At 40.8% G+C, this 24,822-nt stretch carries 25 protein-coding genes; 10 read left to right on the forward strand and 15 right to left on the reverse strand.

Features of this window, described 5'->3' with window-relative positions; translation table 11 throughout:
* Positions 1-218: 218 nt before the first annotated feature.
* From epd to J3455_RS16850, 7 genes are all read left to right on the forward strand, one after another.
* Complete coding sequence (gene epd / locus J3455_RS16820) at positions 219-1,235, forward strand: erythrose-4-phosphate dehydrogenase (protein WP_130050720.1); 1,017 nt, start codon at positions 219-221, stop codon at positions 1,233-1,235.
* Positions 1,236-1,277: 42 nt separating this feature from the next.
* Positions 1,278-2,453, forward strand: coding sequence for a phosphoglycerate kinase (locus J3455_RS16825; protein ID WP_130050721.1), 1,176 nt, complete (start codon positions 1,278-1,280; stop codon positions 2,451-2,453).
* A gap of 196 nt (positions 2,454-2,649) precedes the next feature.
* Entirely contained in the window at positions 2,650-3,714 is a 1,065-nt protein-coding gene (gene fba, locus J3455_RS16830; protein WP_063703260.1) for a class II fructose-bisphosphate aldolase, read from the forward strand.
* Positions 3,715-4,115: 401 nt separating this feature from the next.
* Positions 4,116-5,066: a porin gene (locus tag J3455_RS16835; RefSeq protein WP_130050722.1), complete on the forward strand. Its 951-nt coding sequence runs from the start codon at positions 4,116-4,118 to the stop codon at positions 5,064-5,066.
* Positions 5,067-5,212: 146 nt separating this feature from the next.
* Positions 5,213-5,902 carry a phosphate regulon transcriptional regulator PhoB gene (gene phoB, locus J3455_RS16840; RefSeq protein WP_036970740.1) on the forward strand — a complete coding sequence of 230 codons (690 nt, stop codon included), beginning with the start codon at positions 5,213-5,215 and terminating at the stop codon, positions 5,900-5,902.
* A gap of 56 nt (positions 5,903-5,958) precedes the next feature.
* Positions 5,959-7,299, forward strand: a complete 1,341-nt coding sequence (gene phoR / locus J3455_RS16845) for a phosphate regulon sensor histidine kinase PhoR (protein ID WP_167658745.1) — start codon at positions 5,959-5,961, stop codon at positions 7,297-7,299.
* A gap of 91 nt (positions 7,300-7,390) precedes the next feature.
* Positions 7,391-8,359: a PstS family phosphate ABC transporter substrate-binding protein gene (locus J3455_RS16850; RefSeq protein ID WP_349562082.1), complete on the forward strand. Its 969-nt coding sequence runs from the start codon at positions 7,391-7,393 to the stop codon at positions 8,357-8,359.
* A gap of 52 nt (positions 8,360-8,411) precedes the next feature.
* Here the strand turns inward: J3455_RS16850 and mdoH are convergent, their stop codons facing one another.
* The 10 genes from mdoH to sfsA form a co-directional block, all read right to left on the reverse strand.
* A complete protein-coding gene (mdoH, locus tag J3455_RS16855; RefSeq protein ID WP_349562083.1) occupies positions 8,412-10,394 on the reverse strand; it encodes a glucans biosynthesis glucosyltransferase MdoH in 1,983 nt (660 codons plus the stop codon).
* The gene (locus J3455_RS16860; RefSeq protein WP_294091743.1) at positions 10,366-12,084 is read right to left on the reverse strand and encodes an OpgD/OpgG family glucan biosynthesis protein; all 1,719 of its coding nucleotides are present in this window, start codon (positions 12,082-12,084) and stop codon (positions 10,366-10,368) included. The genes mdoH and J3455_RS16860 overlap by 29 nt, the downstream gene beginning before the upstream one ends.
* Before the next feature lie 359 nt (positions 12,085-12,443).
* Positions 12,444-12,644, reverse strand: coding sequence for a hypothetical protein (locus tag J3455_RS16865; RefSeq protein WP_372799652.1), 201 nt, complete (start codon positions 12,642-12,644; stop codon positions 12,444-12,446).
* Positions 12,645-12,740: 96 nt separating this feature from the next.
* Complete coding sequence (gene panC / locus J3455_RS16870; RefSeq protein WP_167658748.1) at positions 12,741-13,592, reverse strand: pantoate--beta-alanine ligase; 852 nt, start codon at positions 13,590-13,592, stop codon at positions 12,741-12,743.
* Positions 13,593-14,387 carry a 3-methyl-2-oxobutanoate hydroxymethyltransferase gene (gene panB, locus J3455_RS16875; RefSeq protein WP_130050728.1) on the reverse strand — a complete coding sequence of 265 codons (795 nt, stop codon included), beginning with the start codon at positions 14,385-14,387 and terminating at the stop codon, positions 13,593-13,595.
* A 29-nt stretch (positions 14,388-14,416) separates the two neighbouring features.
* The gene (gene folK / locus J3455_RS16880; protein WP_130050729.1) at positions 14,417-14,905 is read right to left on the reverse strand and encodes a 2-amino-4-hydroxy-6-hydroxymethyldihydropteridine diphosphokinase; all 489 of its coding nucleotides are present in this window, start codon (positions 14,903-14,905) and stop codon (positions 14,417-14,419) included.
* A gap of 2 nt (positions 14,906-14,907) precedes the next feature.
* Positions 14,908-16,194 (reverse strand): polynucleotide adenylyltransferase PcnB, encoded by a 1,287-nt coding sequence (gene pcnB / locus J3455_RS16885; protein ID WP_233786756.1) that lies wholly within the window; start codon positions 16,192-16,194, stop codon positions 14,908-14,910.
* Between the two features lie 292 nt (positions 16,195-16,486).
* Entirely contained in the window at positions 16,487-17,431 is a 945-nt protein-coding gene (gene gluQRS, locus J3455_RS16890; protein ID WP_349562084.1) for a tRNA glutamyl-Q(34) synthetase GluQRS, read from the reverse strand.
* A 17-nt stretch (positions 17,432-17,448) separates the two neighbouring features.
* Entirely contained in the window at positions 17,449-17,892 is a 444-nt protein-coding gene (gene dksA, locus J3455_RS16895; RefSeq protein ID WP_130050732.1) for an RNA polymerase-binding protein DksA, read from the reverse strand.
* Between the two features lie 254 nt (positions 17,893-18,146).
* Positions 18,147-18,866 (reverse strand): DNA/RNA nuclease SfsA, encoded by a 720-nt coding sequence (sfsA, locus tag J3455_RS16900; RefSeq protein WP_349562085.1) that lies wholly within the window; start codon positions 18,864-18,866, stop codon positions 18,147-18,149.
* Between the two features lie 149 nt (positions 18,867-19,015).
* On the opposite strand from sfsA, the gene pepB reads away from it, so the two are divergent.
* A complete protein-coding gene (gene pepB, locus J3455_RS16905; RefSeq protein ID WP_130050734.1) occupies positions 19,016-20,311 on the forward strand; it encodes an aminopeptidase PepB in 1,296 nt (431 codons plus the stop codon).
* 197 nt (positions 20,312-20,508) lie between these two features.
* Positions 20,509-21,075 carry a phosphoribosyltransferase gene (locus J3455_RS16910; RefSeq protein ID WP_130050735.1) on the forward strand — a complete coding sequence of 189 codons (567 nt, stop codon included), beginning with the start codon at positions 20,509-20,511 and terminating at the stop codon, positions 21,073-21,075.
* 35 nt (positions 21,076-21,110) lie between these two features.
* On the opposite strand, the gene J3455_RS16915 is transcribed toward J3455_RS16910, so the two are convergent.
* Positions 21,111-21,767: a Crp/Fnr family transcriptional regulator gene (locus J3455_RS16915; protein ID WP_130050736.1), complete on the reverse strand. Its 657-nt coding sequence runs from the start codon at positions 21,765-21,767 to the stop codon at positions 21,111-21,113.
* A 268-nt stretch (positions 21,768-22,035) separates the two neighbouring features.
* Here J3455_RS16915 and J3455_RS16920 point away from each other — a divergent pair, with 268 nt between their 5' ends.
* A complete protein-coding gene (locus J3455_RS16920) occupies positions 22,036-22,266 on the forward strand; it encodes a YgjV family protein (protein ID WP_130050737.1) in 231 nt (76 codons plus the stop codon).
* 12 nt (positions 22,267-22,278) lie between these two features.
* Here the strand turns inward: J3455_RS16920 and J3455_RS16925 are convergent, their stop codons facing one another.
* The 4 genes from J3455_RS16925 to J3455_RS16940 form a co-directional block, all read right to left on the reverse strand.
* Positions 22,279-23,919: an amidohydrolase gene (locus tag J3455_RS16925; RefSeq protein ID WP_130050738.1), complete on the reverse strand. Its 1,641-nt coding sequence runs from the start codon at positions 23,917-23,919 to the stop codon at positions 22,279-22,281.
* 93 nt (positions 23,920-24,012) lie between these two features.
* Positions 24,013-24,246 carry an EF-hand domain-containing protein gene (locus J3455_RS16930; RefSeq protein ID WP_130050739.1) on the reverse strand — a complete coding sequence of 78 codons (234 nt, stop codon included), beginning with the start codon at positions 24,244-24,246 and terminating at the stop codon, positions 24,013-24,015.
* A gap of 4 nt (positions 24,247-24,250) precedes the next feature.
* On the reverse strand, positions 24,251-24,484 hold the full coding sequence (locus J3455_RS16935) for an EF-hand domain-containing protein (protein ID WP_130050740.1): 234 nt from the start codon (positions 24,482-24,484) through the stop codon (positions 24,251-24,253).
* A 103-nt stretch (positions 24,485-24,587) separates the two neighbouring features.
* Complete coding sequence (locus tag J3455_RS16940; RefSeq protein ID WP_130050741.1) at positions 24,588-24,815, reverse strand: PLC family EF-hand domain-containing protein; 228 nt, start codon at positions 24,813-24,815, stop codon at positions 24,588-24,590.
* Between the last annotated feature and the right edge of the window lie 7 nt (positions 24,816-24,822).

Below are 24,822 nucleotides of genomic sequence, written 5' to 3' on the forward strand. Positions count from 1 at the left end.
AAAACTGCGCCATCTAAAACATGCTAAGCAACTTTTATTTCACCTGACCTCTTATAAAAATGTCTAAGGTCGATTACCAAAACTGCGCCATCTAAAACATGCTAAGCAACTTTTATTTCACCTGACCACTTATAAAAACTTCAAAGGTCGATTACAATACCGCCATCTAAAAGGCAGCTGCCTTTATCTGCAAGCAAATAGAGTGGATTTTCTTCTTCATGGCAATCAAACTTGCAATTAATGGTTTTGGTCGAATCGGGCGCAATATCGTCCGTGCTCTGTATGAATCTGGGCTTGAAGATCAAATCAAAATTGTCGCTATTAACGAATTAGCCGACCCTAAGGGCATTGCCCATCTCCTTAAATACGATACATCTCACGGCCGCTTTTCTTTCCCTGTTAATCTTGGTGAAGATACTTTAACGGTTGCTAATGATTCTATTGCTTTGTTTGCAGAAGAAAACCCTGTAGAACTGCCTTGGGAAACACTTGATGTTGACGTGGTTCTTGAATGCACTGGGGTGTATCACTCTCGTGAACATGCAGAGCTACACATAACTGCTGGTGCAAAAAAAGTATTGTTTTCACAGCCTGCAGATGCTGATGTTGATGCCACGATTGTGTATGGTATTAACGATGATGAATTAAAAGCAGAACATACCATTGTTTCTAATGGCTCATGCACCACGAATTGTATTGTGCCAGTGATTAAAGTGTTAGATGACGCATTTTCGATTGAATCTGGAGCAATTACGACGATTCATGCCTCGATGCATGATCAGCAAGTGATTGATGCCTATCATCATGATTTACGTCGTACTCGTGCTGCAAGCCAGTCTATCATTCCGGTAGATACTAAGCTTGCTCGAGGTATTGAGCGTATTTTACCTAAGTTTCATAGCCGCTTTGAAGCTATCGCTGTTCGTGTACCAACTATCAATGTTACGGCGATGGATTTAAGTGTAACAGTGAATACAGATGTCAATTTAGCGACTGTCAATCAAGCACTTAAGTTAGCAGCCAAAGATCGTCTTGAGGGTATATTAAGCTACACAGAAGAGCCATTGGTATCAGTAGATTTTAATCATGACCCACATTCTTGTATCATAGATGGCACTCAGACACGTGTTAGTCATAAACGACTGATAAAGTTGTTAGTATGGTGTGATAATGAGTGGGGCTTTGCGAATCGTATGCTCGATACCGCGCGTGCGATGATGGCTGTAAGTCAATAATTTATAAATATAATATTAGTATCGTTAACAAAGGAGAAGTCCATGTCGGTCATTAAAATGGCAGATTTAGATTTAAACGGCAAACGCGTGTTAATTCGTGAAGATTTAAATGTGCCTGTAAAAGAAGGTAAAGTGACCTCTGACGCACGTATTCGTGCAGCATTACCTACAATCAAATTAGCGTTAGAAAAAGGCGCTAAAGTAATGGTAATGTCACACCTTGGCCGCCCTACGGAAGGGGAATATGATGAAGCCTTTTCACTTGCCCCTGTAGTTAATTATTTAAATGACGCACTTGAGCAAACTGTTCGTCTTGAAAAAGACTACCTAGAGGGCGTAGACGTTGCTGATAACGAAGTAGTTGTTTTCGAAAACGTGCGTTTTAACGCTGGCGAAAAGAAAAACGACGAAGCTCTGTCTAAAAAACTAGCTGCATTATGTGATGTTTACGTAATGGACGCATTTGGTACGGCTCACCGTGCACAAGCATCTACTCACGGTGTGGGTTTATTTGCTGACGTTGCGTGTGCAGGCCCACTACTTGCAGCAGAGCTAGACGCACTAGGTAAAGCACTTGATAAACCAGCTCGTCCTTTAGTCGCTATCGTTGGTGGCTCTAAAGTATCGACTAAGTTAACTGTACTTGATTCACTTTCTAAAGTGGTTGATCAACTTGTAACTGGTGGTGGTATTGCTAATACCTTCATTGCAGCGGCAGGTCACCCGGTAGGTAAGTCTTTATTTGAAGCTGATTTAATTGATGAAGCAAACAAATTAAGTGCGGCGGCAAAAGCCAATAACGGTGAAATCCCGGTACCAACTGATGTTGTTGTAGGTAATGAGTTCTCTGAATCTGCAGTGGCAACATTAAAAGATGTGAATGAAGTAACAGACGAAGATATGATCTTCGATATTGGTCCAGATACAGCAAACCAATTAGCAAAAATCATTGCTAATGCAGGTACCGTTGTATGGAATGGTCCAGTAGGTGTATTTGAATTTGATCAATTTGGTAACGGCACTCGTGCTATTGCTGATGCCATTGCTAACTCAAATGCATTCTCGATTGCTGGTGGCGGTGATACGCTTGCAGCGATTGATAAATACGGCATTGCCGATAAAGTTTCTTACATTTCAACCGGTGGTGGTGCTTTCCTTGAATTTTTAGAAGGGAAAAAATTACCAGCAGTTGCTATGCTTGAAGAACGCGCTAAGTAATTAGTGCGTATACCAGCGTAATTATTAAGTAATTACGCTGGTTTAGCTGTTTATAAAATACCTCTCACCCTCGTTTTATTTACAGCTGTTACGGTTAGCGCAAGCTTTTCGTGATGCAGTGATGCATCAAAAAATAACTTATCCGTTCAAACTAGATAGTAGGGAACTACTGTCGATACAATTTGGAGAATACCAAATGGCTTTAATCAGTATGCGACAACTTCTTGATCATGCAGCTGAAAATGGTTACGGCGTACCTGCTTTTAACGTTAATAACCAAGAGCAAATGCGTGCAATTATGGAAGCGGCTGATAAAACAAACAGCCCTGTAATTGTACAAGGCTCAGCAGGCGCACGTGCCTATGCTGGTGCCCCTTTTATTCGTCATATGATTTTAGCAGCCGTTGAAGAATGGCCTCATATTCCAGTTGTAATGCACCAAGACCACGGTACTTCACCAGGTGTATGTCAGCGCTCAATCCAGTTAGGCTTTTCATCAGTTATGATGGATGGCTCATTAATGTCTGATGGTAAAACCCCTTCAAGCTACGAATACAATGTTGATGTGACTCGTCAAACCGTTGAAATGGCCCATGCGTGTGGTGTATCTGTTGAAGGCGAGCTAGGTGTTCTAGGTTCACTTGAAACAGGAGAAGCAGGTGAAGAAGACGGTGTTGGTGCAGAAGGTAAACTTTCTACTGATCAAATGCTAACAGATCCTGAAGAAGCAGCTGATTTTGTTCGTAAAACTAAAGTTGATGCACTTGCTATCGCTTGTGGTACTTCACATGGTGCGTATAAATTCACTCGTCCACCAACAGACGATATCTTAGCAATTGATCGCATCAAAGAGATCCACGCACGTATCCCTAACACTCACCTAGTAATGCATGGGTCGTCTTCAGTACCACAAGAGTGGTTAGAAGTGATCAACCAATACGGTGGTGAAATCCCTGAGACCTATGGTGTGCCAGTAGAGCAGATCATTGAAGGTATTAAATACGGTGTTCGTAAAGTAAATATCGATACTGATCTTCGTTTAGCGTCAACAGGTGCTATTCGTCGTCACTTGGCTTTAAATCCAGCTAACTTCGATCCACGTAAATACCTAGCTGAAGCAACGAAAGCAATGACAGAGATCTGTGTTGCTCGTTACGAAGCCTTTGGTACTGCGGGTCAAGCAGCTAAGATCAAGCCTATCTCTTTAGATGATATGCACCTTAAATACTTATCGGGTGAACTTGATCCACAAATCAAATAATTGATAGTAAATTGAAAAAACCGGCTTCTGATGCCGGTTTTTTTATGCCTTGCTCAAGCCGGATCAACGATATACTTACTCGTACATTTCAGGATCAATGTTTTACTAACCTTGGCTTTCACAGATCATTATTTTACTAGTTGGATACTGATCAATGACTTTTTATTGTTCACCTTTTAAACGAATTACAGATCACCTTAACATTAAATCAACAAGTTATCTTATTCTCTAAGTAAAAAACTGATCTGAGATTGATCAACTTAGTAAAAACCTGATCCTGATCTGGTTAAGTTAGTAGATCAGTGATCCGTAATTTTTAGGCGAAATATTTCCCCCTTGCCTTGACCAAAAGCCCTTTATGTTCGATTTTTAAGTTACTGCTTAAATTAAGGATCGCTACCATGAATAAACCTGCCATGATGTTGTCGAGCTTTGCAATGTGCTTTATTTCATTTCATAGTGCTGCTGAAGCCGTAGATGTGTATGGTCGGGCCCATTTAGGGGTTGCTAATAGCGATACTGGCGATGGCAGTGAAACTTCCATTGAGAGCTATAACTCACGTATGGGGATCAAGGGTAGCGGTGAAATAAGTGATGGTTTAAAAGCTGTATATAAGTTTGAATTTGCAGTAAATGCGGCTGATCAAGATAGTGATGGTAAAACTGAAGAGAATATTACCGCTCGTAATCAATATGTTGGCCTTCAAGGCAGTTATGGGCAGGTAGTGCTTGGTCGTCACGATACCGCGTTAAAGGTATCGCAGGGTAAAATTGATTTAATGAACGACTTTAATGGAGATGTTAAAGCCTTGTTTAATGGTGAAAATCGTCTTGGCGACGTGGTTCATTATAGTTCGCCCGTTGTCGGCAATATGCAATTTGTGGTCACTTATATTGCTGAAGATAATTCCAAACAAGATGAAGAAACCGGCGTTTCTGCGGCATTTATGTATGGCGATAGTAAATTTAAAAAAGCGCCTTACTTCGTAAGTGTTGCCCACGATAGTAAAGTAGCCGGCTACGATACAACACGTTTTACGGCGCAAGGTAAATTAGGCGATTTAACCTTAGGCGGTATGTATCAACAAAGTGAAAAAGTAACAGGTTCTGACAAAGAAGATGGTTTTTTAGTGAGCGCATCTTACAAAATCGATAAATATAAGTTACTAGCGCAGTATCAAGATACTGATGGCAGCTTTGGAAAGTTGAAAGACTCGGGTAGCGGTACCTCTGTTGGTGTTGAACGAAGCCTGTCAAAACAAGCACGTATGTATATGTGGTATACGCAATTCTCACTAGATAATAATGCTGATGAAGATCATGTGGCGGTCACTTTAAGGTATGACTTTTAATCTCGAATTCATCTTTTAAGCGTAAAAAATGGCTATTTTTGCATTGATTCTTTTGCGCTTTTTCAATTACTCGTTAGACTTTCATAAAAATGTCATACTTAGTCATAATAATGAAACCAGTTCGCTAACGAAAGAGATAAATTGGAATGTCACGTAAAGTACTAGTCGTCGATGACGAAGCACCTATCAGAGAGATGCTGGTTTTTGTTTTAGAGCAAAATGGTTTTCAAGCAATTGAAGCAGAAGATTATGACTCTGCAATTGAAGCAATGGTAGAGCCATACCCAGATATGGTTTTATTAGATTGGATGTTACCAGGTGGTAGCGGTATTCAAATTGCGAAAAAATTTAAGCAAAGCGAATATACTCGTCAAATTCCTATCATTATGCTGACAGCACGCGGCGAAGAAGAAGACAAAGTACGCGGTCTTGAAGTTGGCGCTGATGACTACGTAACAAAACCATTTTCGCCAAAAGAATTAATGGCGCGTATTAAAGCGGTTATTCGACGCGTTTCACCAACCTCATTAGAAGAAGCCATTGAAGTACATGGTTTACGTCTTGACCCTATTTCACACCGTGTAACATCAGAAGGTAGTGAATTAGATATGGGGCCTACTGAATTTAGACTACTGCATTTTTTCATGACTCATCCTGAACGTGTTTACAGCCGTGAACAATTACTTGATCATGTATGGGGTACAAATGTATACGTAGAAGACCGTACTGTTGATGTGCATATTCGTCGTCTACGTAAAGCTATTGCACCATTGGGGCATGACCGTTTAGTGCAAACCGTTCGCGGTGCAGGCTATCGTTTTTCAAGTAAATTATAAGTGTCATAGGAATGACCTTAACAAGCTAATTTACATACTTAAGGTAAAGTGAGTGTATGTATCGAGTAGTGAATAAACAGGCGTTAGCAAAACGTCTGTTTATGTATTTCTTACCTTTGTTATTAGTTGGCGTACTTGTAGGTGCGCCTTTTTTGCTTTTATTTTTAGGTTCTTTTGCACTTTTAATTTGGCATTATCATCAATTATATCGCCTTAGTGATTGGCTTCTAAATCAACGTAGCTTTAACCCACCTGAAGGGGAGGGGGCTTGGGAGCAGGTCTTTGAAGGAATTTATCATTTACAACATCGTAACCGTAAAAAGCGCAATGAGCTGGCAGATTTAATTCGCCGCTTTCGAGATGGTGCAGAAGCCGTACCTGATGCGGTTGTAGTACTACAAAAAGATCTAAGCATCATTTGGTGTAACCAACTGGCTTTAAAAGTTTTAGGTTTACAGTGGCCAACTGATCATGGACAACGCTTAGATAATCTCATTCGCGATCCTAAATTTGCAAAGTATATGCATAAAGCATGTTTTGATGAACCACTTGAGCTTGATGGCGGCCATAGCTACGATCAAACGTTAGAGTTTCGTGTTATGCCCTATGCAAGTTCACAATTGATGATGGTGGTACGTGATGTTACACGTTTAAAGCAACTTGAGCAGATGCGAAAAGACTTTGTGGCCAATGTTTCTCATGAGCTGAGAACACCGCTTACTGTGGTGACAGGCTACTTAGAAATGCTTGATTCAGACAGCTTACCTCCCCCTGCTATGTGGCAAAAAGCACAAACAACCATGCTTGAGCAATGTCAGCGTATGGATAGCTTGGTTAATCAATTACTGTCGTTATCGCGAATTGAAGGAGCGCGTCGGCAAGATAACGACAAGCCAGTAAATGTGCCTCAGCTACTTACTTATATTCAAACCGAAGCAAAGTCATTAAACCAAGAGAAAGGCCATGAGCTTATTTTTAATGTTGATGCAAGTTTAGATATTAAAGGGGCCGAAGACGAATTAAGGAGTGCCTTTTCTAACTTAGTATTTAATGCCATTCATTACACAAAGCCAGGTGGCAAGATTGTGGTTGATTGGCAGTTTAAAAATAACCAAGCCGCGTTTAGTGTGACCGATAATGGTGATGGTATTGCCGCTGAACATATTAATCGTTTAACCGAGCGCTTTTATCGTGTTGATAAGGCTCGTAGCCGCACTACAGGTGGTTCTGGTTTAGGTTTAGCTATTACAAAACATGTACTTACAAGACATGACAGTCGCTTAGATATCAGCAGTAAGTTAGGACAAGGCTCGACCTTTGCGTTCGCATTCGGTAGCGATAAAGTCGTGCGTATTGCTAATAAAACGGAAAAAACCGAAAAAACAGCAAAGTCATAAAAATGTCATTTAAGGGTAATCTAACTGTCATCTAGTGTCATTAGAGTAGACCGCAGTTAGGAAATGGGACGAACAAATCGGAGTAACCCCTATGAAATTCAAAAATCTCGTTGCCGCAATGGGTGTGGCTGTAACAACATTTGTATCAGCACAAGCAGCTGCAGTTGATAAAGATATGCCTGAGTACACTAAAACAAGTGGTATCTCTGGTAACTTCTCATCTGTAGGTTCTGACACTCTTGCTAACATGATGACGTTCTGGGCAGAAGAGTACAAGCGCTTCTATCCAAACGTAAACATTCAAATCCAAGCAGCGGGTTCTTCAACTGCTCCTCCAGCATTAACTGAAGGTACAGCAAACTTCGGCCCAATGAGCCGTCGTATGAAGTCAAAAGAAATCGAAGCATTCGAAAAGCGTTACGGCTACAAGCCAACTGAAGTACGCGTTGCAATCGATGCTCTAGCTGTATTCGTACACAAAGATAACCCAATCAAAGGTTTACGTATTGACCAAGTTGATGCGATTTTCTCTTCTACACGTAAATGTGGTGCAGATGCACAGGTTAATCGTTGGAGCGAAGTAGGTCTTGAGGGTGATTGGGCTGCAAAAGATATCCAGCTTTATGGTCGTAACTCAGTATCTGGCACTTACGGTTACTTCAAGAAGAAAGCACTGTGTAAAGGTGACTTCCGTAACAACGTAAACGAACAACCAGGTTCTGCATCTGTAGTACAGTCAATCTCTTCTTCTGTGAATGCGATTGGTTACTCAGGTATCGGTTATAAAACGTCAGGTGTACGTACAGTACCTCTTGCTAAGAAAGGCGATAACTTTGTTGATGCAACATTAGAAAACGTTGCAAAAGGTAAATACCCACTATCTCGTTTCTTATACGTTTATGTGAACAAGCACCCTAACAAACCGCTTTCACCAATCGATGCAGAGTTCTTAAAAATGGTTCTTTCTGTAGATGGTCAAAAAATTGTTGAGAAAGATGGTTATGTGCCACTTTCAGGCAAAATGGCAATGACTGAACTTAAAAAGCTAGGCCTTCTGTAACAACCATACAGACATAGATGAAAAAACCGCTCATTGAGCGGTTTTTTTTCGTTTAGCTTTTGGCAAATAGCTTGGCTTTTATTCGCTTTTGAGCGAGGCGTACTTGTTTACGCTTTTTACCTGATGGTGCCTTAAAGCTTTGAATTGGCATTACCGTTGGGTATTCATTGGGTAATTTAGGCACACTAAAGTTAGCGTGTTCATCTTTAGGCAAAGCAATTTCTTGTTGGTGTACACGAAGTGCCGCTAAGGTATCATCGTTTTCAACTTCACTTGGGCATAAAAATAAACCCATTTTACGCATTTTAACACCTAAGCCGATGCTGCTTGAGTAGCGCACAATTGGTGCTGCCAAAATAAGGCCCACTAAAATCGGTGATAACCACCAAAAGAAAGTCGGTGTGTAATAGTAAGCAACCGAGCCCCAAATAATCGCCGTAATAGTCGAAAATAATGTATAACCAATCGCTTCTTTCCACGGCACCATTCTGCCTTCCCGAGGCTGTGCATCCCAACTTACTTTTTTACCTAAAAATACGCACACTACAAAATAGCTATGAAATACCATCATTAGCGGTGCAATCACTATCGCAAAAATCGTTTCGATTAGTGAACCTGCAATTAGCTTCATAGTGCCACCAAAGGCCTTATTACGGTGAACTAAAGTCACAATAACACCCATTAATTTAGGTAGTAATAACAGCACTGCAGTAATAAATAACAACGAATCAATTAAGTCAGTTTTGGCAATTTGCCAAGTTGGGAAAAGCTGATAAGCATGGTTAAAGTACACGTCGCTATTAAGTGCACGAGTCACCGCATCTAATGTGCTTAATGCCAGCATAGATAACCAAATTAACGATGAGATATATGCTGTGGCACCAAATAAAAAATGCATTTTACTCATTAGCTTAAGACCCGTTTTAGGCAATAAACCTAAATGCTGGATATTACCTTGCACCCAACGTCTATCACGGATTGCGTAATCGAGAATGTTACTTGGTACTTCTTCGTAGCTACCTTCAATATCACTAAGCAGTAACACATCCCAACCACTACGATGTAGAAGTGAAGCTTCTACGAAGTCATGGCTTAAGATTTCACCACCAAATGGGGCATTGCCTTTTAGAACAGGCAAACCGCAGCATTTAGTGAATGCTTCAACGCGAATAATCGCATTGTGACCCCAGTAATTTGCTTGGTTTGTTTGCCAAAAAGCAGACCCTGTTGCCAACATTGGGCTATATAAAATTGATGCAAACTGTAAAAAGCGACCAAAAAAAGTGTCTTGGCGAACTGGGATGGGAATAGTTTGGATCAAACCTGATTTTGGATTACTGATCATGCTAGAAGTCAGCTCAAGCATACATTGACCCGTCATAATGCTATCGGCATCAAGTACAATCATGTGATCGTATTGGCTGCCCCAACGTTCGCAAAAGTCAGTTAAATTACCTACTTTACGGTGTTTATTGTCTTCACGGCGACGATAAAAAGTGTGCTTAGCTAAATCACCTAAGCGCTCAGTGAGTGCATTCCACGCTTTAAGTTCATTACGTGCAATTTCAGGGTTTTGGGTGTCACTGAGCAAGTAAAAATCATAATGTGGCATTTGCCCTGTTTTAGCCAGCGAGCGTAAACTTACCTCAAAACCTGCGATTACACGCTCTGTATCCTCGTTGTAGATAGGCATAACAATGGCTGTTTTAGTTTGGCTCAAGGCATGCTGATTAATTTCGATTGGCTTTTGACGTTTTAAGGTTAAAGGGTCAATACGAAATAATTGCAGGATGAAGCCCATGCAGCCACTACAAAAAGCTGTAACGATCCACGCGAAGGTAACTGTAAATAATGCTAGTAAAGCGTACTCAAGCGGTGTCATGCCGTTAGAATTTAAAATATCGAACATGATCCACACGCCGTAAGCGGTAATGGTGAGCGCTAGGCTCGAAAAAAGCCAAGCGCGGGTTTTCTTAAATGGCATTGCTGTTGCCTTTAATTCTTTACTATTGGACGTCGTTTGGATACCAGACATAGCTCCATACCTCGCTGATTTCTTTATCACGTAGTTTTAACGATAAGCGCATATCAACAGGCTTATCTCCCTCTGGCGCCACTTTAAAGGCTACGCGCCATCCTTGATTGTTTGGTAACTGTTGTACCGTTTTATCACTTATTTGCCCTGCAGAGAGTGTAAGATCCGCTTGCATGGCGAAATTAGCAGATAATTTGTTAATAGTTTCCCCACTAAAGTCGACGGTAAATTGGCGATGGCTTTTAGGTGGTGGGTTCTTCTCACCCGGAAGTGCTGCACTGCCAATTCGGGTTCTTAAAACACTCGCTTTATCTTGAGCTGCAAGCGTGGCATTGAAAGTCGAAAGCTTGTAACTAAAACTTAAGCTGTCACCAGCTTTCATTGGCTGATCTGGCACCCAGTAGCTAACAATATTGTCGTTGGTTTCTGTATCTGTAGGGATTTCTACTAGCTCAACACGACCTTTACCCCAATTACCCACTGGCTCAATCCACATGCTTGGACGGTTGTGATAATGCGCTTCGGTATCAAGGTAGTTATTAAAGTCACGATCTCGCTGTGCTAGACCAAACCCTTTCGGGTTGTCGTAGCTAAACGAAGTCACGCTCAATTTCTTCGGATTATTCAATGCACGCCAAACCCATTGGCCTTGTTCTGATTGCATTAAAAGGCCATCAGAGTCATGTACTTCAGGACGGTAATCATCAAAGAACTTGGTACTGTTTTCGCCGTGATAGAACATGCTTGTTAACGGGGCAATACCGAGCTTTTTGATGTCTTTGCGTGCAAAAATTTGCATCTGTGTTTTCACTTCAGTATTCGTTGAAGGTGTTAACTCAAAACGATATGCGCCTGAAACTGATGGGCTATCGAGTAGTGCATAGAGCACGATAGTTGTGTCTTCTGGTGCCGGTTTTACTAACCAGAACTCTTTGAAAACGGGAAACTCTTCACCTGAGCTGAGTGCTGTATCAACTGCAAGACCACGAGCTGACAGACCATATACTTGATGCGGGCCAACTAAGCGAAAATACGAAGCACCTTGGAATACAGCTACTTCATCTTTATATTCGTTGTTATTCAGTGGAAAATGCAAACGAAAACCCGCGTGGCCCAGTTGCGTATTAGCAATGGCAGTATTGATCTCTTGCTCTAACGGGGCTGCGGTTGCATCGTAACGATAGTAATCGGTTTTAAACGGTAAACTTTTTACTTCAGCATTTTGCTCAAGGGTATTTATTGCAACTGGTGAGCGATATAAAAAACCTGGGTGGAATAACTGCACTTCATAAAGGCTTTGATCTTTCCAAATTGCTTGCTCAGTACGAAAACGGATTGCACGATAGTCCTGATAACCAATGCTAGTTAATGCTTCAAGTTCTAATTCTTTAGGCGCAACATACGGCTCAGATGCTAATTTTTTCGCACGCGCGGTGATAACTTCAAATAACTTTTCTTGAGGTATAGTGATCATTGCAGGCTTAAGCTCAACAGCGGCATTATCCTTTACTTGCTGTTTTTCATTTTCGGTAGCTTGAACCTCTGCGGCTGTTTGTTCTGTTTTAGTCGCTTTTGGCTGGTCTGGTTCTTCAACAGCGTAACTATGACCTGCACTCATGGCTAATAATACGCCCAAGAAGGTCTTCTTTTTGACAGCGCTGAAGAGCTTAGTTCGGGTTTCTGGTCTCATTCAATTTTCCTTTAGCCGTAAATCACGTTAATTCATTCATACCCCTTAGCAATTCCTGAACCCAAATAAAAAATAATATTCTCAATGACTTTGAGTTGGTACAGCTAAATGCGAAGAGTAAAATTTTGAAATTAGTGAGAAACAATTACATGGTTGCAGTTGTTTATTCGTCACCAATATGGAGAAGTTTAATGAACGAAAGCTTGCCCTAATATGAATAGCTTAATGGGTAAATAAAAATATGAACAAAATTACCAGAGGCTTAATTATGAAAGCGAAATTGTAATCGAGGAAGGGGGGAGTATAGGCACTGAACAGGGTTTCAGTGCCTCAAAATTAATCTAAACGAATCAATGGTATTATTTAACTTCGCCTAATTTTTCTGCATTTGCTTTACATTGATTGTAAGCTTCAATGCACTTATTGCTACAGACTTTATGAACTAAGCCATCAGCGGTACTTTGTTGTTCACAACTTGCTTCACATTGATAGTTTTGTTGAGCACATTGCTGCATTTCTGGATTGTCAATTTTGTTTGAGCAGGCAGACAGTAATGTCATTGCAAACAATGTAGCTGCAATTGCTGGTAGTTTTTTCATGCTTATCCCTAGTTTATGTCTTTTCTTTGCAATCCATCTTACCCAGATTACAGCTATTTAATCCAGCTCAACTTGTAAATTGTCAATTAAACGCACTGAGCCTAAATAGGCGGCAGCTAAAATAACAAGTTGTTTGTCAGCCGCAGTGGCAGCTTTTAGTGTTGAACGATCTGCTATAGCGTAGTAGTCAGGCTTTAGCCCTGCAGCTTCAAGCTGTGCTTTTGCAGCAGCTTCGAGTGCAGCAATGTCATCGTTACCTTTTTTAAGTGCCGCTGCAGTATTGTTTAGAGTGGCAAACAGAACTTTTGCTGTGTCTTTTTGCTCGTCAGATAAGTAACCATTACGAGAGCTCATCGCTAGGCCTGATATTTCACGGCAAGTTGGAACGCCAACAATTTCAACAGGGATAGATAAGTCGCGCGTCATGGTTTTAATGACTTGCAGCTGCTGAAAATCTTTTTCACCAAAACAGGCAAAATCAGGTTGAACTAGGTTGAATAACTTAGTGACAACCGTTGCGACACCTTTGAAGTGACCAGGACGTGAGCCACCACAGTAACCCATAGAGACACCTGGTACATCGACAAAACTTTGCTCGCCTAAACCATTTGGATAAATGGTCTCAACGGATGGTGTAAATACAATATCAGTACCAAGATCAGCTAAACCTTGTTTATCTTCGTTTAATGTACGCGGATAGCTATCAAGATCTTCATTTTTCCCAAACTGCATCGGGTTAACAAATATACTCACGACTACTTTATCAGCGAGTGTCTTGGCTTTTTCAACAAGTGAAAAGTGGCCTTGATGTAAATTGCCCATAGTAGGCACTAGCGCAATGCTTAAGCCTGCTTGACGCCAAGCCTTGATTTGACTGCGTAAGGATTTTATTTCAGTGATTGATTGCATTTATTTAAACTCGTGTTCGGCACTTGGGAAAGCACCACTTTTTACATCTTCACAATACTTTTGCACTGCAGCTGGCATATTGCCGGTTTCTAACAAAAAGTTCTTTGAAAACTTTGGAATATAGCCTGCAGAAATACCTACTAGGTCGTGCATTACTAAGATTTGACCATCGGTCTGATTACCTGCCCCAATACCGATCGTAGGAATGCTCAGCTCATCTGTAATACGCTTAGCAAGCTCACTAGGAATACACTCTAAAACAAGTAATTGTGCACCAGCAGCCTCAAGTGCTTTAGCATCGCTAACCATTTTGTCTGCTTGAGATTGCTCTCGGCCTTGAATTTTAAAACCGCCAAATACGTGTACTGATTGTGGTGTTAGGCCTAAGTGACCACAAACAGGAATACCTTGCTGGGTCATCGCACGGATGCTGTCGTGAAGCCATTCACCACCTTCAAGCTTGACCATGTTTGCCCCTGCACGCATAAGCTCAGCAGCATTTTTACAAGCATCAGTTGGGTTGGCATAAGTCATAAATGGTAAGTCTGCAATAACAAATAACTCACGGCTACCTGCTCGTACGCATCGCGTATGATAAGCAATATCTGTGTTGGTTACCGCTAATGTATCATCAGCACCTTGCAAAACCATACCTAACGAGTCACCCACTAAAATCACTTCGACGCCATTATCATGAAACAATTTAGCAAAACTGGCATCGTAGGCCGTTAATGCGGTGATTTTTTGTTGTTCATGTTTCATTTTATTAAGTGTTGAAACGGTGATTTTAGACATAATTTCCTCTAAGGCTTAGCCTTGGTTGATTACTGCTGAGGGAGTTGTTGTAAACCGTTTAAAGGTAACGTTTTTGTTATATCAGCAAGTGATTGATTACTCGGTAGGACAAGAGTTGGCGCAATTTCCAACAATGGATAAACAACAAATTCTCGCTGTGTTAGGCCATAATGAGGCACGGTCAAGCGAGGGGTGTCTATCACGTCATTACCAAACAATAGAATATCTATATCAAGGGTGCGAGGACCCCAGCGTTCTTCTTTTCTAACACGGCCATGTTCAAGTTCGATAGCTTGAGTTAAATCAAGCAATTGTTCTGGCTCAAGTGCAGTTTTAACACAAGCGACCGCATTTACATAATCGGGTTGATCTTGAGGCCCCATAGGTTTGCTTGCGTAGTCATGCGATACACAAACAAACTCAACATCTTTTAATGCTTTTAGGGCAGCGACAGCAGCATGAATTTGTTTACGTGGCGCGTTTAAATTAGCGCCTAAACCTAAATAAACGGTATGCATGCTTAGTCTACTTTTTTCTTGCGCGGACGACGGCGGCGTTTAGGACCGCCTTGGTGCCCTAAATTTTTAACCATCTCTTTTTGGCCATTGATGTCTTGGCTTAGGTAGGCTGTCCACCAATCTGCTAGCTCTTTCAGCTGTTCTTCACCTGCCTGCACACGAAGTAGTAAGAAGTCATAGGCGGCTTTGAAGCGAGGCTGTTGAGTGAGTCTGTAAGCGCGCTGACCACCTCGTTTATCAAGGCGTTGTTGAATATGCCAAATATCGCGTGCACCAAGTGTGAAGCGTTTGGGTACTGCGACATGTTGTGCGTTTTCACTCAGTACTTTATTCATCGCTTGTGCAAATGCATCGTACTCTGAAAGTTGATCACGTAGTTGTAACTTCTTAGCAATACTCAGTAATGGGAACCACAACAAGGCTGCAAAAATAAATGCTGGGGTGACTTTTTTATCTGCGTTAATACGTTTATCGGTGTTTTTAAACATTTGTAGGATAAACGCATGTTCTAGGCCATCAGGGTTTGCATCTAAGATTTTATCAAGCGCTGGGAATAATGCTTTGAATAACCCATACTGGCGCAGCATTAAGTAGTTTTCTTCAGCTTTGCCGTTTAAGAACAACTTAAGTGATTCTTCAAATAAACGAGCAGGCGGAATATGGTCAAGTAAATTAGCAAGGCCTTTAATTGGCTTTTCGGTGCCTGGTGCAATGCTCATGCCCAGTTTTGTTGCAAAACGAACAGCACGCAGCATGCGCACAGGGTCTTCCCTGTAGCGTGTTTCAGGGTCGCCAATAAGCTCAATTTGTTTTGCTTTTATAGCACTAATACCGTTGGCATAGTCATAGATACAAAAATCGTTAATTGAGTAATAAAGTGCATTAATAGAAAAATCGCGTCGCTCGGCATCTTCTTCGATGCTGCCATAGACATTATCGCGAAGTAGTTGTCCGTGTTCGCTTGATTGGCTAATTTGATTTTTACTTTCGTCAGCTTCATGATGACCTCGCATGGTCGCCACTTCAATCACTTCTCGGCCAAATACGATATGGGCTAAACGAAAACGACGACCGATTAGGCGACAGTTGCGAAATAGCTTTTTGATCTGTTCAGGCGTTGCGTTTGTTACAACATCGAAGTCTTTAGGTTGTTGACCTAACAATATATCTCGAATACAACCACCAACAAGGTAGGCATCAAAACCACCTTCTTTAAGGCGGTATAATACTTTGATTGCATTTGGGCTAAATTGTTTGCGTGAAATACCATGTTCACTGCGCTCGATCACCAAAGGTAATTCGCTCGTTGATAAAGCATCACTTGATGTCGTGGCATTTGGGCCAATAATTTGCCGACAAAATTGAAAAAGCTTGGAAATAATAATCTGTCTCCTACGACGCGGACTTTGCGACTCATCAAGTATAGCGCTTGTTTGTTACTTCGCCGATGTGAGATTGACGTGTAATCAATGTGTTTTAAATGACGCTAAATTAAGGTGTTGATGATTCGCACACTTTGGGTCGCTATCATATACCAGCAGGGCTGAAAAATTAAGTTACTCGGCCTTTAAAATTGGCAATTTATTTTTCAATAGTAACAAAGTCACAAAAAGTAGAGTTCGAATCCTCGTTAACTTGTATTTCTTGTACCTTTGGAATGTACTCAAGACGGTAAGTTTCGACTGCCCAGGCTAGCATTTGTTCTATATCTAATGACAGTAGAGAGACTTCTGGCTTTAAACCTAAAAAGCGAAAGGCATCGAACAAGGCCGGTTTTGGATTTGATTTCGCTATTGCTGGCGCGTAATTCTGTTTCGATAGCTTAAAACCAGGTTTAGCAACCGCTAGCGGTAGATGTGCATATTGTGGAGCAGGTTTATTGAGTTGCTTAAACAAACTGAGTTGTCGTGCAGTTGGCTCAATTAAATCAGCGCCGCGAACTACTCGTGTTATATCTTGTGCAATATCATCAACGACCACGACCAGTTGGTAAGCAAATAAACCATCACTTCGCTTTATTAAGTAGTCTTCTTTGGCAAGTTGGCTATTTACACTAACCTCACCTTGAATTAAATCATGATAGTGACTTGTTGCATATTGCTGGGTTAAACGCAGTGCTGCATCAGCTAAAGAGTGGTTTTTATCTCGGCAATGGCCTTGGTAAATTCCCCCGATAGCTTTAATTTCTTTACGGGTGCAATGACATGCATAAACAAGGTTTTGTGAAATTAGCTCATCAACAATTGCTTGGTATTGCTCATGACGCTGGGTTTGGTAAATGACGGGCTCGTCCCAGTATAGGCCGTAAGCCTCTAGGGTATGTAATATATCGTCGCTAGCACCGCTTACAACACGCGTTGTGTCGATATCTTCAATGCGTACTAACCATTTTCCTTGATTGGCTTTTGCATCAAGGAAGCTACCCACAGCCGCTATAAGTGAGCCAAAATGTAATGGCCCTGAAGGGGATGGCGCAAAGCGGCCACGATATTCACGCATTGGCGTGTTAACGGCTGTGGTAGACATGGGCTAATTAAAGGATATTAACCGCGTCCAGATTGCTTTTCTTTAATTTCCGCAAGCGTTTTGCAGTCTACACATAAATCAGCTGTAGGACGCGCTTCTAAACGGCGGATACCAATTTCAATACCACATGATTCACAGAAACCAAAATCGTCTTCTTTGATTAATTGAATCGTTTTTTCTATTTTCTTGATCAGTTTACGCTCGCGGTCACGAGTACGAAGTTCTAATGAGAATTCTTCTTCTTGTGCTGCACGGTCTACTGGATCTGGAAAGTTAGCTGCTTCGTCTTGCATATGCGATTTAGTACGGTCTACTTCGTTACGTAAATCGTTACGCCAAGCTTCTAAAATTGTTTTGAAATGAGCACGTTGTGCTTCATTCATATACTCTTCACCTGGTTTTTCTTGATATGGATCCAACCCGGCTTGAGCCAATAACCCTAGTCTTTTTTGGTCTGGCATAACTTTCTCCTAAATCCTTAATATTTTGCCCAGCATTAGCCGGCGGCTATAAATAGCAGAATCATTAGGTTGAGGCAAATTTATTTTTAATTAATCCTATAGGCCTCGAGCTGATGATTGCTCAAATAATTATGGGCGGTTTTGTAAGCCCTTAACTATCCGTTAATTTTTTAAAATTTGCATAGTTATATGGGCAAAAAAAAATAATACAACTTAAATCGTGTTATTTACTGCTGTTTTAAGAAAAGAGTTGTTTAAGGCTGAAAACTACACTTTTCCTGCAATTGAATCTCGTTGGCTGAAATTTTTGCTTTATAAGCAATCACTTCAACTCCTTGCTCTATTGCATGAGCTAAAAGTTGCGCATATTTGGGATCGATATGAGCTGCAGCACTTACTTGATTAATACCTTCATGTAAAACTGCAAACAGTAAGACTGCTCGATGCCCTTGTTGCACCATTTCTACTAGTTCCCTTAGGTGCTTTTGACCTCGTTCAGTTTTTGCATCTGGAAAATAACCTTGCCCAGACTGCGGCTCTAATTGCGAGAGTAAAGTCACTGATTTTACTTCAATATAACAATGGGGCTTGTTTTCATCTGTTAATAAAAAATCGATACGGCTATTTTCTTGGCCGTATTTTACTTCTGCTGTAATTGTTTGGTAATCAGCTAGTTCAGCAATAGTGCCAGCATTGAGAGCCTCTTGCACAATTCTGTTTGCAATAGCGGTATTGACACAAATTAAATGATTAAATTGATTCTTTGTTAGTTGCAGTGAATGGGGGTATTTGCGTTTGGTGTTATCACTGGTTGAATAAAAAGCGTTAAACCCTGGCTCAGCACAGCCCGTCATCTTTCCTGTATTGGCGCAATGCGCTGTAAACTGCTCGCCTTCAGCCGTTTTTAAGTCGGCTAAAAAGCGTTTGTAGCGTTTTATTAAGGTGGCTGATTGTAATGCGGGAGTGAACTTCATGGCTCTAATAATTTCGTTTTTCTTTATTGTATGTCATTCATTACGAGGATTGAACCACTCAACATAATGCTATTTATCGCAAGCTGTTGGGAACTTACGTTGGCTGTAGTAAACTCAGGCAACATTTTTAGCGCAAAGAGTATTCTAACATGTCAGAAAAATTTTTAGTTCAACTTAGCGAGCAGGGCGCTGCCGCACACTGGGGCGAAAAAGCCGCTCTTTCTTTTACTGAACAAGGCGCAACTGTTCATTTAACTGAGCAAGATACACTTAAAAACGTACAAAAAGCAGCACGTACGTTAGCTAATCAAGGCTTAAAAAATATTGCTTTAGTGGGCGATGTTTGGTGTACAGAAACACAATGGGCTTTTTATCAAGGCTTTGTTTCACCAAAAAATTTAGATGCAATTGAGTTTGTTGAAAATGCAAAAACAGACGGCAAAGAACTGGCTTCTTTAAAGCAAGCTGCGACTTGGGCTCGTCAAATGATCAATGGCACAGCTGATGATATTTTCCCTGAGAGCCTAGCTGGTAAAGCGGCAGAATTCATTCAGTCATTAGCGCCTGAACACGTAAGCTATCAAATCATTAAAGGTGATGCTTTATTAGAGCAACAATGGATTGGTATCCATGCGGTAGGTCGTGGTAGTGAACGCCCACCGGTATTATTAGCATTAGATTACAACCCAACTGGTGACGAAAATGCCCCTGTTGCTGCCGCTTTGGTTGGTAAAGGCATTACCTTTGATTCAGGTGGTTACTCAATCAAAGCAAGTGAAGGCATGCTAGGCATGAAGTGCGATATGGGTGGTGCTGCTACAGTAACTGCAGGCTTAGCACTTGCTATTAACCGTGGTATCAACAAACGCATTAAATTATTCTTATGCTGTGCGGAAAACCTTATTTCAGGCCATGCATATAAACTTGGCGATATCCTAACCTATAAGAATGGTACAACGGTTGAAATCGTTAATACTGATGCTGAAGGCCGTTTAGTACTTGCTGACGGTTTAATGGCTGCAGGTGAGTCGGGTGCGCCATTAATTATTGATGCGGCAACACTAACAGGCGCTGCACTGGTAGCTGTTGGTCAAGAGTACAACGCATTATTTGGTCTTGATAAAGAGCTTGTACGTGACGTACAAGACTTTGCAGAGCAGGAAATGGAAGCTGCTTGGCCATTACCACTTGAAAAATGGCATCAACAAAACTGTCCATCACCATATGCAGATACCGCAAATAGCCGTCCTCAAAAGGGTGGTGGCTATGGTGGTGCATCTAATGCGGCTGGTTTCTTATCTCGCTTTGTGCCAAATGAAGGCAAAGGCTGGGTACACATTGACCTGGCAGCAGCATTTAACATGGGTAGTACAAGTGAGTGGGCTGCTGGTGCGACAACACAAGGTATGCGTACAGTTGCAAGAACCTTACTAGAAAAAGCATAAGTAATTTACTTTTCTGTGATTAATAAAAAGCGCCTAACTTAGATGAAGTTAAGGCGCTTTTTTTGTAAATTCACAAACTGATACAAGCTTTTTTGAGTAAATTAGTATAAAATCCCGCCCCACATTTTCTCATCCTGTGGTTAGTTATTATTAAATTAGCTACACTTGAATGATCATTCACACTGGGGTCTCTATTTATGTCAGATAAGTGCTATATCACTGCGCAGCAGCTTCTTGAAGATTCATTTCGTGTTGCGGCACAAGTTTATGAAGATGGTTTCCGTCCTGATTTCATCATTGGTATTTGGCGTGGTGGTGCTCCAATTGGTATCGCAGTTCAAGAATATTACGATTATAAAGGTATCGAAACTGACCATATTGCAGTGCGTACTTCATCGTATTACGGTATTAACCAGCAGTCAAAAGAGATCAAAGTTCACGGTTTGCATTACATCATTGAAAATGCGAATGCAGATAACTCATTATTAATCGTTGATGACGTGTTCGATTCTGGCCGCAGTATTTTTGCATTGAAAGAAAAGCTTTCTGAATTAATGCGTTTGAACTTACCACGTGATATTCGTGTTGCATGTCCATACTACAAGCCAAAGAACTCAAAAGTAGACATGGTGCCAGATTATTATATTCATGAGTCTGAAGAGTGGTTAGTATTCCCTCATGAACTTTCAGGCTTAACGCCAGACGAAATCATCGAAGGAAAGTCTGATTTAGCTAATATTCACGACATACTTTTAGAAAAATAAGCATCATTTTTACAAAGTTATGAGTGTTCTTACACTCATAACTGCGCAAAACTTTCGACGTAGTCACTAAGCTTGTCGATATCTACCACTTGTAAGCCTTGAGTACTTCTCTTTACTAAGCCTTTTTCAACTAATTCTGTTACAACGCGTCTATAAGCTCTTTCGGTGGTGGCAAAGCGCTCAGCTTCTGCATTTACGGTAGGGTAGGCACGCAGTAATGTTGGGTTATTATTCTCAGCTCTTAATAAGCAATCTTTAGCTATGTTGTAGCTAAGTGGTAATAGCAGCTTATCTAAATTTATTTTTTGGTTTTCTTGGAATTTAGCAGCGATTGTTTGCGCTGTGTATAAGCTTAGCTCTGGTTTTTCTAATAGTAGTGCACGCCAATGTTTAAGCTCAATTAGGTTATAACTTACATCACTAAAGCACGTTACTGTGTAAATACAGGGATAATTATTCAGTGCTTCAATCTCACCAATCAGGGTGTTATTACAGTCAAGTTGACCTAAAAGAAGGCGTCGGCCGTTACCCACGTCATAGCTGAATGACACCGTGCCGCTTCTAACTAATACGAGTTTTGATAAAGGTTGATCCTGATGGATCAGCACTTCTTTTTTAGCTTGTTGAAAACTGCTGCCAGCAAATGTCAGTAATTGGTCAACAAGATAGCTTGAAAAATGATATTGAAACATTAACGCCGCTCTTCGGACAATTGTCCTATTTATTACATCTTAATGACGTTAGCATTAAGATTCTAAGAATTTACGCTAACTTGCTAGTAAGGTGTTTCACGTTACTGATACCTTCATTTCCCGTGTAATGATTTTAAAGCCAAGATTTTTCTGCAGCTTTACAAGGTTTTTAGTAAGTTAGCTTTTTTATTTTATTGTCAAAGTAGCACTGAGTGCGTCAAAAAAAATGACAAGCTCCAATGCTAACCTAAAGCCTAGGAGAGAACAATTGAGTTGGGAATATTTAGGCTATTTAGCGTCAGCACTTTTGGTTGCTTCTTTGACAATGAGCGATGTTGTTAAGCTACGTTGGCTTAACCTAGCAGGATGTATTGCATTTACCTTCTACGGGCTGGCAATTGGTGCTGTTCCTGTGGCCTTTACCAATGGTTTACTAGCATTTGTGAATATTTACCACATCATAAAATTAAAGCGTCAGCAAAAAGCTGACGCTAAGTAACACTTAGTAATACTAATCTTCTTTTTTATACTTAAGCTGGCCCGCAATCCAAGTTTGTGTCACGTTTATATCGTGGATCTCTGAGACTGGCGCTTTGTAATAGTCTTTATCAATCAAGATAAAGTCAGCCCACTTTCCTTGCTCTAAACTGCCAAGTTTAAACTCTTGATGTGCAGCATATGCACCACCTAAAGTAAAAGCACGTAAAGCTTCATCACGCGATAGTAGCTCTTGTGGTCGCCAGCCGCCTTCTGGCAGCTGATTATGATCCATGCGAGTAATGGCTGAATATAAGCCGTCAAACGGATCAGCAAGCTCTACTGGAAAATCAGAACCCGCCGCAATCACTGAGCCTTGCGCTAAAAAGGTTTTCCAAGCGTAAGCCCCTTCAAGTTGTTTTTCAGTTAGACGTTGCTCTGCCATATGCATATCAGATGTTGCATGAACAGGCTGCATTGATGGAATGATTTTTAACGTTTTAAAACGAGGAATGTCTTCAGGAGTAACAATTTGTGCATGTTCAATTCGGTTACGAAGTAAAATTCCACCGGTTTTTTTAAACACATTTTCATAGGCATCTAGCACTACGTGATTGGCTTTATCACCAATTGCATGGGTGTTAGCACTAAAGCCATGGGTAAAGCTTAAGTTGAATAGTTGCTCAAGCTTTTCTTGGGTTTCAAGCATTAAGCCATGGTGATTTTTTCGATCTGCGTATTCCTCGATTAGGGCTGCACCACGACTTCCTAGCGCACCATCTGCATACACTTTGACACTACGAATCGACAGCATGTCATTCATATCTTTATATCGGCCCGCTTTAAGCATTGTTTCTAGCTGAGGATCAGCAGCACTTAGCATAGCTACTATTCTGACGGGAAGGGTGCTTTGTTCAGAGCGCTGCTTATACACTTGCCAGGTATCATAATCGATACCGGCATCATGGGTTGATGTAATCCCTAAACTAAGTAGATGTTTACCTGCATTATCTAATGCAGTATTAATGCTGGCATGGCTTGCTTTTGGTACATGCTGAGTAATAAGCGTTTCGGCTTTATCAATGAATACCCCTGAAGGTAAACCAGAATCCAGTTTTATAATTTCACCACCGGCAGGAGAGCGAGTTTCTTTGGTGATACCTGCAAGCTCCATTGCTTTTGAATTTACCCACACAGCATGGCCATCAACTCGAGAAAGCACTACGGGTTTGTCTTTTAAATACTTGTCTAAATCAGCAGCATTTGGGAACTGTCCACCAGGCCACTGCTCTTGGTTCCAACCTCGACCAATGATCCAGCCTTGTTTATCTTTAGCAAACTCAGCTAGCATTTTGCCAACTTCATCTGCCGAGCGAGTACTTCTAACATCAAGTTGTGAAAGGTTATTACCTAAACCAATCACATGGCCATGGGCATCAATCAAACCAGGCAATAACGTGGCTTGTTGGCCATCAATCGTGGTGGCATCAGGAAAGCTTTTTTTGATTGAATCATTACCGGTTTTTACAACTTTACCGTCTTTAAAAACCAGTGTTGAAAAGTGTTGAGTTTCACCTTTGTAGGTTGGTGTGTAACCATTTACATTGTAAATTACTGTGGTATTGGCAAAACAACTTATCGAAGCTGTTGCCAGTAAGCTGATGATGAGTTTCATAATCTTCTAATAGTTTTTATTGAATTATGAAAACATTATCAGAGTTGCAGTAAACTGCAACTCAGCAGCAATTAAATAAACAAATAGACATTTTTATTTACTTGCGTAGACCTTAAATTCACTCAGCGATAATTTATTATCTTTATCGCTGTCGTAATTTTTAAAACGTGACCATAGAGCAGGATCTCTTGCAGACTCTGAGCGAGTAAGGTAGCCATCGTCATTACGGTCAAGTTGTTTAAATTTTTCACCAATACTATCTGCAGCAAAACCCAATGTGCTAAATCCACAACATAAAATTAGGCTGGCAAAGGTTAATTTTGACATTACTTTAACTCTTGTTTGTTAAATAGTGTTTAAATTCTAGAAGCGAAATTTGTTGATCTTTATCTGTATCCCACTCTGCCATGCGTTTTTGCAAGTGTGGTTGGGATGACAGTTCTTGCAAAGACAAAAAGCCATTTTTGTCTTTATCTAGGTGATCAAATCTTTGTTTTACATCCAATGCTAAGCTATTGAAGCTTATTGTAATTAAGGTACATGAAGCAAGCCAGAAAATTCTCATAATTACACTCCTTTATAAATAAAAGTGCTTGCCATAATTTAACTCCCATAATTTAAATCCGTTTACACATTCCCTCTGGGATTATGGCAAGCACTTTAAGCCGTTAAGGTTTGAATTTTTCAAACTCTTGTTCAGACAAAACTTGATCGCCGTTTTCATCTAGGTCGGCAAATTGCTTAAGTAAGTTATCGTGCTTAGTCGCTTCAGCTAAAGAAATCTCACCGTCGGCGTTTGTATCAAATTTAGCAAATCGAACATCCATTTGTGATGCTAAAACGGTAGCGCTGATAACCAAAAACATGAGTGAAAACGCTGCTAAAAGTTGTTTCATTACAATC

It is taken from the genome of Pseudoalteromonas sp. NFXS39 (assembly GCF_040148775.1).
Classification (GTDB): domain Bacteria; phylum Pseudomonadota; class Gammaproteobacteria; order Enterobacterales; family Alteromonadaceae; genus Pseudoalteromonas; species Pseudoalteromonas apostichopi.

Coding starts and splice junctions, on each gene's coding strand:
- epd (WP_130050720.1), top strand. CDS start 219: ATGGCAATCAAACTTGCAATTAATGGTTTTGGTCGAATCGGGCGCAAT.
- J3455_RS16825 (WP_130050721.1), top strand. CDS start 1,278: ATGTCGGTCATTAAAATGGCAGATTTAGATTTAAACGGCAAACGCGTG.
- fba (WP_063703260.1), top strand. CDS start 2,650: ATGGCTTTAATCAGTATGCGACAACTTCTTGATCATGCAGCTGAAAAT.
- J3455_RS16835 (WP_130050722.1), top strand. CDS start 4,116: ATGAATAAACCTGCCATGATGTTGTCGAGCTTTGCAATGTGCTTTATT.
- phoB (WP_036970740.1), top strand. CDS start 5,213: ATGTCACGTAAAGTACTAGTCGTCGATGACGAAGCACCTATCAGAGAG.
- phoR (WP_167658745.1), top strand. CDS start 5,959: ATGTATCGAGTAGTGAATAAACAGGCGTTAGCAAAACGTCTGTTTATG.
- J3455_RS16850 (WP_349562082.1), top strand. CDS start 7,391: ATGAAATTCAAAAATCTCGTTGCCGCAATGGGTGTGGCTGTAACAACA.
- mdoH (WP_349562083.1), bottom strand. CDS start 10,394: ATGTCTGGTATCCAAACGACGTCCAATAGTAAAGAATTAAAGGCAACA.
- J3455_RS16860 (WP_294091743.1), bottom strand. CDS start 12,084: ATGAGACCAGAAACCCGAACTAAGCTCTTCAGCGCTGTCAAAAAGAAG.
- J3455_RS16865 (WP_372799652.1), bottom strand. CDS start 12,644: ATGACATTACTGTCTGCCTGCTCAAACAAAATTGACAATCCAGAAATG.
- panC (WP_167658748.1), bottom strand. CDS start 13,592: ATGCAATCAATCACTGAAATAAAATCCTTACGCAGTCAAATCAAGGCT.
- panB (WP_130050728.1), bottom strand. CDS start 14,387: ATGTCTAAAATCACCGTTTCAACACTTAATAAAATGAAACATGAACAA.
- folK (WP_130050729.1), bottom strand. CDS start 14,905: ATGCATACCGTTTATTTAGGTTTAGGCGCTAATTTAAACGCGCCACGT.
- gluQRS (WP_349562084.1), bottom strand. CDS start 17,431: ATGTCTACCACAGCCGTTAACACGCCAATGCGTGAATATCGTGGCCGC.
- dksA (WP_130050732.1), bottom strand. CDS start 17,892: ATGCCAGACCAAAAAAGACTAGGGTTATTGGCTCAAGCCGGGTTGGAT.
- sfsA (WP_349562085.1), bottom strand. CDS start 18,866: ATGAAGTTCACTCCCGCATTACAATCAGCCACCTTAATAAAACGCTAC.
- pepB (WP_130050734.1), top strand. CDS start 19,016: ATGTCAGAAAAATTTTTAGTTCAACTTAGCGAGCAGGGCGCTGCCGCA.
- J3455_RS16910 (WP_130050735.1), top strand. CDS start 20,509: ATGTCAGATAAGTGCTATATCACTGCGCAGCAGCTTCTTGAAGATTCA.
- J3455_RS16915 (WP_130050736.1), bottom strand. CDS start 21,767: ATGTTTCAATATCATTTTTCAAGCTATCTTGTTGACCAATTACTGACA.
- J3455_RS16925 (WP_130050738.1), bottom strand. CDS start 23,919: ATGAAACTCATCATCAGCTTACTGGCAACAGCTTCGATAAGTTGTTTT.
- J3455_RS16930 (WP_130050739.1), bottom strand. CDS start 24,246: ATGTCAAAATTAACCTTTGCCAGCCTAATTTTATGTTGTGGATTTAGC.
- J3455_RS16935 (WP_130050740.1), bottom strand. CDS start 24,484: ATGAGAATTTTCTGGCTTGCTTCATGTACCTTAATTACAATAAGCTTC.
- J3455_RS16940 (WP_130050741.1), bottom strand. CDS start 24,815: ATGAAACAACTTTTAGCAGCGTTTTCACTCATGTTTTTGGTTATCAGC.